The sequence below is a fragment of the Pseudomonas sp. GL-B-26 genome (genome assembly GCF_019947405.1).
Taxonomy (GTDB): domain Bacteria; phylum Pseudomonadota; class Gammaproteobacteria; order Pseudomonadales; family Pseudomonadaceae; genus Aquipseudomonas.
Window position 1 is genome coordinate 57,214 of the sequence record NZ_JAGYGJ010000033.1, and the last position, 11,644, is coordinate 68,857.

Consider the following 11,644-nt stretch of genomic DNA (forward strand, 5'->3'; position numbering starts at 1 on the left):
TATTGCACCCACCTCGGGCATCCCCGCCCACAGCGCCCTTTCGCAGTGCGCGCTACCCAGTTTTTTCATCACTCCCATCGACATATTTCCTAATTTTCCTAATCCCCGCCTTGGGCCACCATCGACCTCGCCAGTCAGCCAAACGCTGCTCACCGAAAGGTCCACCAGAGACCTCAGGTGACAGCTCTTCTCCAAGGCCGCTGGCCGTACTGCCCATGACAAAACTAAATCAACAGCTTTGGGAGTGCTCCATGATCAAGTCCTTGCTTACCCGCTTCGCACATCCACTGGCGGTCACCGCCATCGCCGCGACGGTCGCTACCAGCGCCCAGGCCGGCACCCTCTCTATCGGCCACACCACGTGGGTCGGTTACGGCACGCTCTACCTGGCTCAGGACCTGGGCTACTTCAAGGAAAACGGTTTGACCGTTGAATTGCCTGTCGTCGAAGAGGCTTCGATGTACATGGCCGCGCAAGCCTCGGGCGAATTGTCGGGCTCGGCGTCGACCATCGACGAGGTGCTCAAATACCGTCCGCAATTCTGCTTCAAGGCGGTGGCTGCACTGGACGACAGCCATGGTGGCGACGGTGTTTTGGTCGGCAAGGACGTCAAGAGTCTGCAGGAGCTGAAAGGCAAAGCGGTGGCGGTGAACGAAGGGTCGACTTCGCAGTTCTGGCTGTCTTACCTGCTGAAAAAACACGGCATGAAAATGAGCGACATCACCGTGCAGAACATGACGGCCGACGATGCCGCCACTGCGTTCATCGCTGGTCGCGTGCCAGCCGCGGTGACATGGGAACCGCATCTGTCGATGGTCCGCAGCAAGCAACAAGGCAAGGTGTTGATCGACAGCAGCAGTACGCCGGGAGTGATTGTCGACGTGGTCGCGCTCAACTGCACGGTCATCGAGAAGCAGCCGGAAGACGTCAAGGCATTGGTCGCCGGTCTGTACAAGGCGGTTCAGTACACCAAGGATCATCCGCAAGAAGCCTACAAAATCATGGCCAAAGGCGTCGGCGGTTACCTCGCCGATCCTAAGGAACTGGCCGCTGCCGCGCAGGGCGTGCGCTTCTACGATCAGGCCATGAGTGAAAAACTCCTCGGCTCGCCGGGCAAACCGGGCGACAGCGAACCGCTGATCAAACTGGCCAATGAGACCGCCAGTGAATTGCAGGGCAAACCCTACAACGTCAGCAATGACGACCTGATCGACAACCGCTTCGTCAGCCCGCTCTAGGAGGTTTGCATGTTCAAGCGCAATTCATGGCTGAGCCGCTGCATCACGCCCAAGACCGGCCTGCCGGTTTCAGTGATCTGGAGCGCGAGCGGTCTGGCCTGGGTGTTGTTGGTCGGCCTGTGGGCCGGGTTGTCTTACGGTGGCGTGGTGCCGGGCATGTTCTTGCCGACACCGGGCGCGGTGGTCGAGGCCGCCGTGCGCCTGAGCCGCGACGGTACGCTCGGTCTGCATGTGTGGGCCAGCCTCGAAGTGGTGATGGTCGGTTTCATCGTGTCGTCGCTGGTGGCGGTGCCGCTGGGGTTGCTGATGGGCAGCTTCCGCATCGTCCAGGCGTTCCTTGAGCCGATGGTCAATTTCATCCGCTACCTGCCGGTAACTTCGTTCGTGCCGCTGTTCATTCTGTGGATCGGCATCGGCCTGGAACAGCGGGTTTCGGTGATCATCTTCGGCGTGTTTTTCCAGCAACTGGTGATGATCGCGGACGTGTCCAAAGGCATCTCCAAAGACCTGATCAACGCCTCTTACACCCTTGGCTCGAACCGCCGCGATGCGGTGCTGCATGTGATCGCCCCGGCGTCGTTGCCGGGTGTGCTCGACACCTTGCGCGTGACCATGGGCTGGGCCTGGACTTACCTGGTGGTCGCCGAGTTGGTCGCGGCTTCCAGTGGTTTGGGTTACTTGAGCCTTAAAGCCATGCGCGGTTTTCAAGTGGATGTGATTTTCCTGGCCATCGCGATCATCGGCCTGCTGGGCCTGGTCACCGATCAACTGTTCCGTTTTCTCCGTCTGAGGATCGCCGCATGGGCTCAGTAAGCGCCGTCAACCCTCGTTTCGTCACGCCACAGGCCACCCCGGTGCACGCCGCACCACGGCTGCAAGTGGACAAGGTCAGCCTTCGCTATCAAAAGCCCGATGGTGGCGTGTTCACCGCGCTGGATCAGGTGTCGTTCGAAGTACCGGATCAGCAGTTCGCTGTGCTGGTCGGGCCATCGGGCTGCGGCAAGTCGAGTTTGCTGTACCTCACCGCCGGATTGAATGAGCCCACGGAAGGCGAGATCTATGTCGGTGGCCAACAAGTTCAGGGGCCGGGTGCGGATCGCGGCATGGTGTTCCAGAGCTACACGCTGTTCCCCTGGCTGACGGTGCGGCAGAACGTCGAATTCGGCCTCAAACGTCGCGGTATGGCAGCCGCTCAGCGCAAGGAGATCGTCGATTACTACGTCAATGAAGTCGGCCTGACCGGGTTCGCCAACAACTACGCCAAGCAACTTTCCGGCGGCATGATGCAGCGTGTGGCAATTGCTCGGGCGCTGGCCAACGATCCGCAAATCCTGCTGATGGACGAGCCTTTCGGCGCGCTCGACAGCCAGACGCGTTTGCAAATGCAGCAGCTGTTGTTGCGGGTCTGGGGCAACAGCAAGAAGACCGTGTTGTTCGTGACCCACGATATCGACGAGGCGATTCTGCTGGGCGACCGGGTCTACGTGATGGGCGCGCGACCGGGTCGGATCAAGCAGATTCTGGACGTGCCGATCGAACGCCCACGGACCCTGGACATGGTCATGGAGCGCTCGTTCATCGACATGAAACGCAAGATCTTCGGGCTATTGCACGATGAGCTGGAGGAGGAGCATTGACCGTGCACAAATCCCTGTGGGAGCGGGCTTGCTCGCGAAGGCGATTTATCATTCAACATTGATGTCGGCTGACCCACCGCTTTCGCGAGCAAGCCCGCTCCCACAGGTTTTGCATCGTTAGTTGGCGGGTAAAAGGAAACGGGCGATCACCGGCAAGTGATCGGAGATCCGCAAGGTATCGTCCTGTCTCACCGTCGCCTCGACCCGTTTGATCCGCGGACTGTAGAACAGGTAGTCGACAGTCCGGTCCGGGCCGTTCAAGGCCGGATCATTCGGGTAATGAGTCAGCCACCGCGCCCGGTCGATGCCGCTGGCTTCGTTGTTGGTCGGGATCATCGGGTATTTGTCCCACAGCCCATGCAGCGCGCTGTCGGCGGAGTAGGGCGTGCGTTGCTCGTCGGGCAGGCGTCGATATTGCCCCAGCGGCAACAGGTTGAAGTCCCCACCGATCAACCACGGCGTGCCGCGGCTTTCGAACTTGTCGAGGACTTTGACCGTGGCCGTCACCTGGGCTTGAAGTGTTTCGTCGGGCGGAATAACGCGGTCCAGATGGGTGTTGAGCACCGCTATCTGACCGCCGTCGCTCAACGGCAGATACGTGACCAGCAAGGCGTTTTTCGGTTTGAACTGGCGGGAGATGAAATTGGCCGGTCCGACCGGTAACTGCAGGCGTTCGGCATGTTCGACCTGGTAGCGGCTGAGGGTGGCCAGCTGCCGGCCGACGCTGCCGAAGATGTGCGGCTCAGGCACAAAGTCGGCTTTCCAGTCGAAGGCGTGAGCGCTGCACGGATACAGGTCCGCGACCCGCTCCTGAAGCAGTTTGAACTGGTTTTGGTAATCGCTGGCCTTGGCGCCGTCATCGAGCTCCTGCAACAGCACGACGTCCGGTTGCTCGTCGCGGATCACCCGCGCCACTTCATCGAGGCTGAAGGCCATGTCTTCGGGCGTGGGTTTTTCGTCATTGCCGGCCGCCAGGTCATTCCAGAACACGTAGCGTTTTCCCGCCAGGTACTGAACGTTCCAGGTCATCACCGTCAGCGCCTGACCGGGCACCAGCGTCGGTGCCTGGGCGTTGCAACTGACCGGTAAGGCTTCCTTGGCTTCGGGGCGCCAGGTCAGGTTGTAGATCAGGGCAATCAGGCCGGTCACGATCAACAGGCCCAGCAGGGTGTAGCGCAGTAGACGGGTCATGGCTCGGCTTATAGCGTTACAAAAGTTGACCCAGAGCATAACCGACAGACGGGCTTAAGCCCACGGGGGGAGCGGTCAGAGCGGCCCGTCAATTTTCTCGGGCACCTCGTCGATCAGCATGAACAGGCGGAACAGCACCACGCTGACGAACAGTTGCAGGAAGCTGTGGGCGCTGTCGATCAGCAGCGAAATCACCGGGTTCTGCGGTTCGGGATAGACCGCAAGGGTCGCGCCCTTGAGCACCCACAACGGGCCCATTACACAGAGAATGCACACCAGAATGCGCAGGAAATGGCCGCGAGTCAGGCGCAGGCTTTCCTTCATCGCCGCCAGCGGTGCGAAGCCGCGCAGCACCAGCAGGTACTCGCCAAACGCCAGGGTCACCATCAGCCAGATGCCCGGCAGGAAATACAGCGACAGGCCGATCAGGATCAGCAAGGTATTGAGCGCAGTGAGCAGGGCGAAGCGCGGCCACAGGTAGGCGGCCCTCGACAGCAGGTCACGGTTGCGCGGCGATTCACCCCGGCTGCGCGCATCGAGAAACAGGATCAGCGCGGCGGTGTACAGCGGATAAACCAGCAAGCCGACCATCACGCTGATACCGGGGAAGCTGTCCGGCTCGGTGGAGTGATCGACCACTTGTTGCAGCAGCGCCTCGAAGATCACCAGCGGCAGGCACAGCCGCACGATCTGGCCCAGATTGCGCTTGAAGAAATACAGTGAGTCACGCAGTACATCGAACGAATTCATCAGTCGGTATCGCAGGTTGGAAGCAGTGGCCCACTTTAACCGATGAAGCGCTTTGGGGCGCAAACGTAAACGTTCGGTAAAGACCATTGAAACATCCTGTATCAGCCTCCATTACGGATGAGCACCTTATCCACAGTGGATAAGGGCGACGATATTCCCGGCAATCTACGAGGTCGCCATGAACAGCGAAGAACAAACCCTGATCGATGGACTGTTTTCCCGGCTGCAACAGGCCGAAACGGATTCAGCCCCGCGCGACGCCCAGGCCGAGGCGCGGATCAAGGAACACCTGACTCGCCAGCCCGCGGCGGGCTATTTCATGACCCAGGCGATTCTGGTGCAAGAGGCAGCCATCAAGAGCCTCGACGAACAGAACAAACAACTCACGCAACAAGTCCAGCAATTGCAGGCCGAACTGCAATCGGCCAAGGCTCAGCCGGCAGCTGCGGCACCGAGCAGCGGTGGCTTCTTGTCGAGCATCTTTGGTGGCGGTTCCCGTGATCTGCAGCCAGCGCCTACCCAAAGCCCATCGGCATCGAGCGGTGGCGGCTGGCGTGAACCGGCGCGGACGTCGTTCAACTCGCAGCCGCCTCAGCAAAACTTCGGTGCAGCGCCGCCTCAGCAGAATTACGCCCCGCAACAGCCGGCCGGCAGCAGCTTCCTCGGTGGTGCACTGAAAACCGCCGCCGGTGTGGCCGGTGGTGTGATGCTGGCGCAAGGCATCAGCAGCCTGTTCCATCACAATCAGCAGCCGGAAGTGGTTGAAGTGATCAAGGAAGAACCGGCTCAGGTCAACGATCAGAGCGGTGACAACGGCTCGGGCGAAGATCAGCGCGTGGCTGACAACTCCTATGATCAAGGCGGTTTTACCGACGCCGACTACAGCGATGACAGCTCATCGTTCTTTGGCGGTGACGACGATTCCTTCGTCTGATTCATCTGTGGCGAGGGAGCTTGTCGGAACGCCGCACCGTCCCGCTGGGGTGCGAAGCGCCCCTTTGCTTTAGAACCTAAGGGCCTGCTACGCAGTCCAGCGGGAGCAAGCTCCCTCGCCACACGGCCGATTATTCGCGGAACAATCCTTCAGGCTGGCATACTGGGCAACTTTTCGGGCCTGGTGCCTGATCCTGCCCGCGCTCCGGCGCGCCAACGAGGATGACCGGTGAAAAAAATCGCAGTGTTCGCCGATGTCCAGAACCTCTATTACACCGTGCGTCAGGCCTATGGTTGCCACTTCAACTATGCCGCACTGTGGGCTGATATCAGCAAACAGGGCGATATCGTCGAGGCCTATGCCTACGCCATCGATCGCGGCGACAGCAAACAACAGCAATTCCAGCAGATCCTGCGCAACCTCGGCTTCGTCGTGAAGCTCAAGCCCTACATTCAGCGCAGCGATGGCTCGGCCAAGGGTGACTGGGACGTGGGCATCACCCTCGACATCATGGACGCCGCCGATCATGTCGACGAAGTGGTGCTGGCCTCCGGTGACGGTGATTTCGACATGCTGCTGGAGCGCATCATCACCAAGCACGGGGTGCAAGCCGTGGCCTACGGCGTGCCGGGCCTGACGGCCAACTCGCTGATCCGCGCCGCCAGCCGCTACGTGCCGATCGAAGGCGCGTTGCTGCTCAAGAATTGATTTATACGGAGTTGAAACAGGTTTGGAACGCATAGCAGTCATCGACTTTGAAACCACCGGGATCTCCCCGAGCAGCAGCTGCCGGGCCACGGAAATTGCCGTGGTGATCCTTGAACAGGGGCGCATCGTCGAGCGTTACCAAAGCCTGATGAATGCCGGCGTGCGCGTCCCGGCCTTTATCGAACAACTCACCGGCATCAGCAACGCCATGCTGCGCACCGCGCCATCGGCCGAGCAGGTGATGAACGAAGTCAACGAATTCGTCGGCATCACACCGCTGCTGGCGCACAACGCCGCGTTCGACCAGAAGTTCTGGGACTTTGAACTCGGCCGCATCAAGCGCACACGCTTGCAGAACTTTGCCTGCTCGCTGCTACTCGCCCGCCGTTTGATGCCCGCCGCGCCGAACCACAAACTCGGCACCCTCACCACGTTCGCCAACCTGCCTCACACCGGTAAAGCTCACCGGGCCATGGCCGATGCGGAGATGGCGGCCAACCTGACGGCACATTTGGCGCAGGAGTTGCGGCAGAAGCATGGGTTGCGGGAGTTGTCGCATGATCTGCTGGTCAGCTTGCAGAAAGTGCCGGCGGCGAAGATCAATGAGCACCTGAAACGCCATCGCGGGTTCTGACTGAAACACCGCTGAACCCCTGTAGGAGCTGCCAAGTGAAACGAGGCTGCGATCTTTTGACGTTGATTTTAAGATCAAGATCAAAAGATCGCAGCCTCGTTTCACTCGACAGCTCCTACTTGCCATTTCCCTCCAACTGCCCCAGCGGCACGCGCTTCTCTATCGCGCTCGACAATACGATCGACGTCTTGCTGAACCCGAACTTGGCGATCCGGTTGATCAACTCTTCCAGCTCCGGCATCGAACCCACGGCCGCTTGCATGATCACGCACGGATCACCCGTCACCCGATGGCATTCGGTCAGTTGTGGGATTTTGATCAGGTCGTCGTAGGCCTTCTGGTTGCCGTGCTGGTTCAGCCGCAGTTCGATCACGCACTGGATCGGCAATCCAAGCTTGGCCATGTCGACTTTCGCCTGATAACCGGTGATCACCCCACAGGCTTCCAGTTTGGCGACGCGCTCGGCCACGGCCGGAGCGGACAGGTTCACTTTGCGCGCCAGGTCGGCGTAGGACGCACGACCGTTTTCCAACAGGGCGCTGAGGAGCATGCGGTCGTATTTATCCATCGTGGTACTCCTGAAAATGACTGACTTTCGAAAACACGGTTTATAGCGGTGATCTCCGTGTTTTGAAAAGTGTACCGGCGCTATAAACAGGTTTTGTAACTTATTTTACGCCGCTGGCCTTTCTAGAATAGCTGTTCACTTGTCTTGCCTACGAGCTGCCCCATGCCTGGCTTACGTCGTTTTCCCTTACCGTTGATCGCTGCCTTTTTCGCGTTGTACGTGATTTGGGGCTCGACTTACCTGGTGATTCGCATCGGCGTTGAGTACTGGCCGCCGTTGCTGCTCGCCGGTATTCGCTTCGTGATCGCCGGGACGTTGATGTATGCGTTCCTGCGTTGGCGCGGGGCGCCGGCACCGACCTGGGCGCAGTGGAAAGCTGCCGGGATCATCGGGATTTTGCTGCTGGCGTGCGGTAACGGCGGGGTGAGCGTGGCCGAACACATGGGCGTCGCCTCGGGTGTGGCTGCGCTGGCGGTGGCGACGGTGCCGCTGTTTACCTTGCTCTGCGGATATTACTGGGGCACGCGTAATACCCGTCTCGAATGGGCCGGGATTGTGCTCGGGCTGATCGGCATTGCCATGCTCAACCTCGGTTCCAACCTGCAATCGAGCCCGCTGGGTGCCATGTTGCTGATATTCGCGGCAGCTTCCTGGGCCTTCGGTTCGGTGTGGAGCAAACACTTGCCGTTACCCCAGGGCGCGATGGCCAGCGCTGTGGAAATGCTGGTGGGCGGCGTGGTCCTGTTGATCGGCAGTGCGCTGAGTGGAGAGCATCTGGAAGCCATGCCACCGATCGAAGGCTGGGCGGCCCTGGCCTACCTGACCTTCTTTGGTTCGATCATCGCTTTCAACGCTTATATGTATCTGTTGAAAAACGTGCGCCCGGCGGCGGCCACCAGCTATGCCTATGTCAACCCGGCCGTGGCGGTGTTGCTGGGGATCGTGTTTGTCGGTGAGACCATTGGTATCGAGGAAGCATTGGCCATGGCGGTGATCATCAGCGCGGTGGTGCTGATCGGGTTGCCGCAGTGGCGTCGTGCGCCGGAACGTCCCGCCGTGGTTGTGCCGACAGAATCCCGTGTGAATTAGGGTAAACTGCGCGCCATTGCACACTCGTTTTGCACAACCGCGCTGAATTTTCCTACGGTAATCCCATGACTTTCGCCTCCCTTGGCCTGATCGAACCCTTGCTGCGCTCTCTCGAGACGCTCGGCTACCAGACCCCGACGCCGGTTCAGGCGCAAGCCATTCCGGCGGTGCTGGCCGGTCGCGACCTGATGGCCGCCGCCCAGACCGGGACGGGCAAGACCGCCGGCTTCGCGCTGCCGCTCCTGCAATTGCTGGCCATGGAAGGGCCGAAAGTGGCGTCTAACTCGGTGCGCGCACTGATCCTGGTGCCGACCCGCGAATTGGCCGAACAGGTTCACGAAGCCGTGCGTCAGTACGCCGAGAACCTGCCGTTGAGCACTTACGCGGTGTACGGCGGCGTCAGCATCAACCCGCAAATGATGAAGCTGCGCAAGGGTGTTGACGTGCTGGTGGCGACGCCGGGTCGTTTGCTCGACCTGTATCGCCAGAAGGCCCTCAAGTTCAATCAGCTGCAAACCCTGATTCTGGACGAAGCCGATCGCATGCTTGATCTGGGTTTCTCCGAGGAGCTGGGGAATATCTACCGCGTGCTGCCGAAGCAACGTCAGACGCTGTTGTTCTCCGCGACTTTCTCCGACGCGATCCGCTTGCTGGCCGGACAAATGCTCAACGATCCACTGAGCATCGAAGTCAGCCCGCGCAACGTGGCGGCCAACACCGTCAAGCAATGGGTGGTGACGGTCGACAAAAAGCGCAAGCCGGAACTGTTCATCCATTTGCTGCGCAAGGGCAAGTGGAAGCAGGTGCTGGTGTTCGCCAAGACCCGCAACGGCGTGGACGCGCTGGTGGAAAAACTCCAGGGCCTGGGCATCAATGCCGACGGCATCCACGGTGACAAACCGCAGGCAACCCGCCAGCGCGCACTGGACCGTTTCAAGGCCAGTGAAGTGCAGATTCTTGTGGCCACCGACGTCGCCGCCCGTGGTCTGGATATCGAAGATTTGCCATTGGTGGTCAACTTCGACCTGCCGATCGTGGCTGAGGACTACATCCACCGGATCGGTCGTACCGGTCGCGCGGGTGCAACCGGGCAGGCGATTTCGATGGTCTGCGCCGATGAAGTGAATCTGCTGTCGGCCATCGAGACGTTGACCCGTCAGACATTGCCTCGTCAGATGGAACATGACTTCGAGCCTGAGCACCGGGTGCCGGATACCGATGCCAGCGGTCAGGTGGTCAAGAAGCCGAAAAAACCGAAGAAGCCGAAGACTTCCGGTGGCGGTAAACGCAACTTGGGTAAGTGGGTCGAGAGTGGGGATGCTTCGGCGCCGGAGCCTTCGATCAAACCTGTGCGAAAAGTGCCGGTGTTTAATACTGGACCGCGTAAGAAGAAGCCTTAAATAGCTGCGGCGTCTGACAGGACGCCTTCGTCGGAACGCCGCCCGGAGCCGGCTCGCTCCCACAGGGGATTTGTGGACGACACAGATCCAGTGTGGGAGCGAGCCTGCTCGCGAAGGGCTCAACTCGGTTTCAAGCCTTGTGTTTCAACCACTCCACCATCCCCAACCCTGCCGCGCGCCCACTGGCGAAACACGCGGTCAGCAGATAGCCGCCCGTCGGCGCTTCCCAATCCAGCATTTCCCCCGCGCAGAACACGCCAGGCAGTTGCTTGAGCATCAAGCGCTCATCCATTGCTTCGAACATCACGCCACCGGCGCTGCTGATGGCCTCGTCCAGTGGGCGGGTTTTCACCAGTGTCAGTGGCAGCGCCTTGATCGCTTTGGCCAGCAGTGCCGGATCGGCGAAGCATTCGGCTGGAGTGAGTTCGCGCAGCAACGCCGCTTTCACACCATCGATCCCGAGCTGGCTGTGCAGGTGTTTAGCCATGGAACGTGAACCACGCGGTTTGCTCAGCGCAGCCTGAATTTTATCCACAGGCTTGCCCGGCAACAGGTCCAAGTGAATGGTCGCTGAGCCGTGCAGGTTGATGGCTTCACGGATCGGCGCCGACAAGGCGTAGATCAAACTGCCTTCAATCCCGGTTGCCGTGATCACACATTCCCCGAGCCGCGGCACGTCGTCATTGAGGCCTATGGCGATGTTTTTCAGCGGTGCGCCAGCGAATTTGCTGACCATCAACTCGCTCCAGGCCTGCACCTCGAAGCCGCAATTACTTGGTTGCAGCGGCGCGAGTCCTACGCCGTGTTGTTCCAGCGGCAGCATCCAGGCGCCGTCCGAGCCGAGCCGCGACCAGCTGCCGCCGCCGAGGGCCAGCAAGGTTGCGTCAGGCTTGACGGTTTTTTCGCCTTCGGGGCTGTCGATACGCAATCCACCGCTGTCATCCCAGCCGAGCCAGCGGTGACGGGTGTGGATAACTACGCCGGCATCTCGCAGGTGTTTGAGCCAGGCGCGCAACAGAGGGGCGGCTTTCATGTCTGTAGGAAAGACTCGCCCGGAACTGCCGACAAAGGTTTCGATGCCCAGGTCATGAATCCATTGGCACAGCGCATCAGCGCCAAATGACCGCAATAGCGGCGCAATCTGCGGCGCGCGTTCGGCGTAGCGTGAGAGAAACGCCGGGTAGGCTTCGGAATGGGTGATGTTCATGCCACCCACACCGGCCAGCAAGAATTTTCGCCCCACCGAAGGCATGCCGTCGTACAGGTCGACCTTGATCCCGGCCTGACTCAGCACTTCGGCCGCCATCAAACCGGCGGGGCCACCACCGATGATGGCAACGTGAGAAGAGGAGGAGGGCGAGGGCTGGGTCATGGCGAGAGCTGCGGCGTGGCGGAATAAGCCGCGCATTCTACCAGCACAGATCTATGTGGGAGCGGGCTTGCTCGCGAAAGCGGTGTATCAGTCGACATCAATGTTGAATGTTGAATGTTAAAT

Annotated in this window: 12 protein-coding genes; 8 read left to right on the forward strand and 4 right to left on the reverse strand. The window is 60.2% G+C overall.

Annotated elements, in window-relative coordinates; translation table 11 throughout:
- Positions 1-251 precede the first annotated feature (251 nt).
- From KGB23_RS20775 to KGB23_RS20785, 3 genes are read left to right on the forward strand one after another with little or no spacing between them, the layout of a single operon-like run.
- Positions 252-1,238, forward strand: a complete 987-nt coding sequence (locus KGB23_RS20775) for an ABC transporter substrate-binding protein (RefSeq protein ID WP_223432400.1) — start codon at positions 252-254, stop codon at positions 1,236-1,238.
- Between the two features lie 9 nt (positions 1,239-1,247).
- Positions 1,248-2,051: an ABC transporter permease gene (locus tag KGB23_RS20780; RefSeq protein ID WP_008149230.1), complete on the forward strand. Its 804-nt coding sequence runs from the start codon at positions 1,248-1,250 to the stop codon at positions 2,049-2,051.
- Complete coding sequence (locus tag KGB23_RS20785) at positions 2,039-2,875, forward strand: ABC transporter ATP-binding protein (protein WP_223432401.1); 837 nt, start codon at positions 2,039-2,041, stop codon at positions 2,873-2,875. Before KGB23_RS20780 ends, KGB23_RS20785 begins: the two co-directional genes overlap by 13 nt.
- Before the next feature lie 117 nt (positions 2,876-2,992).
- On the opposite strand, the gene KGB23_RS20790 is transcribed toward KGB23_RS20785, so the two are convergent.
- Both KGB23_RS20790 and KGB23_RS20795 read right to left on the reverse strand, forming a co-directional pair.
- Positions 2,993-4,066, reverse strand: coding sequence for an endonuclease/exonuclease/phosphatase family protein (locus tag KGB23_RS20790; protein WP_223432402.1), 1,074 nt, complete (start codon positions 4,064-4,066; stop codon positions 2,993-2,995).
- A gap of 75 nt (positions 4,067-4,141) precedes the next feature.
- On the reverse strand, positions 4,142-4,816 hold the full coding sequence (locus KGB23_RS20795) for a YciC family protein (RefSeq protein WP_223432403.1): 675 nt from the start codon (positions 4,814-4,816) through the stop codon (positions 4,142-4,144).
- 178 nt (positions 4,817-4,994) lie between these two features.
- Between KGB23_RS20795 and KGB23_RS20800 the strand changes: the two genes are divergently transcribed.
- The 3 genes from KGB23_RS20800 (at position 4,995) to KGB23_RS20810 (ending at position 7,092) form a co-directional block, all read left to right on the forward strand.
- Positions 4,995-5,750 (forward strand): DUF2076 domain-containing protein, encoded by a 756-nt coding sequence (locus KGB23_RS20800; protein ID WP_223432404.1) that lies wholly within the window; start codon positions 4,995-4,997, stop codon positions 5,748-5,750.
- Positions 5,751-5,978: 228 nt separating this feature from the next.
- The gene (locus KGB23_RS20805; protein ID WP_046048735.1) at positions 5,979-6,458 is read left to right on the forward strand and encodes an NYN domain-containing protein; all 480 of its coding nucleotides are present in this window, start codon (positions 5,979-5,981) and stop codon (positions 6,456-6,458) included.
- A gap of 22 nt (positions 6,459-6,480) precedes the next feature.
- Positions 6,481-7,092 (forward strand): PolC-type DNA polymerase III, encoded by a 612-nt coding sequence (locus KGB23_RS20810; RefSeq protein WP_046048736.1) that lies wholly within the window; start codon positions 6,481-6,483, stop codon positions 7,090-7,092.
- A gap of 115 nt (positions 7,093-7,207) precedes the next feature.
- On the opposite strand, the gene KGB23_RS20815 is transcribed toward KGB23_RS20810, so the two are convergent.
- Positions 7,208-7,660, reverse strand: a complete 453-nt coding sequence (locus KGB23_RS20815) for an Lrp/AsnC family transcriptional regulator (RefSeq protein WP_008149219.1) — start codon at positions 7,658-7,660, stop codon at positions 7,208-7,210.
- Positions 7,661-7,822: 162 nt separating this feature from the next.
- Here KGB23_RS20815 and yedA point away from each other — a divergent pair, with 162 nt between their 5' ends.
- Both yedA and KGB23_RS20825 read left to right on the forward strand, forming a co-directional pair.
- Positions 7,823-8,749 (forward strand): drug/metabolite exporter YedA, encoded by a 927-nt coding sequence (gene yedA / locus KGB23_RS20820; RefSeq protein WP_223432405.1) that lies wholly within the window; start codon positions 7,823-7,825, stop codon positions 8,747-8,749.
- A gap of 65 nt (positions 8,750-8,814) precedes the next feature.
- Positions 8,815-10,149 (forward strand): DEAD/DEAH box helicase, encoded by a 1,335-nt coding sequence (locus KGB23_RS20825; RefSeq protein WP_223432406.1) that lies wholly within the window; start codon positions 8,815-8,817, stop codon positions 10,147-10,149.
- 130 nt (positions 10,150-10,279) lie between these two features.
- Here KGB23_RS20825 and KGB23_RS20830 read toward each other — a convergent pair whose 3' ends face one another.
- The gene (locus KGB23_RS20830; protein ID WP_223432407.1) at positions 10,280-11,521 is read right to left on the reverse strand and encodes a TIGR03862 family flavoprotein; all 1,242 of its coding nucleotides are present in this window, start codon (positions 11,519-11,521) and stop codon (positions 10,280-10,282) included.
- Positions 11,522-11,644 lie beyond the last annotated feature (123 nt).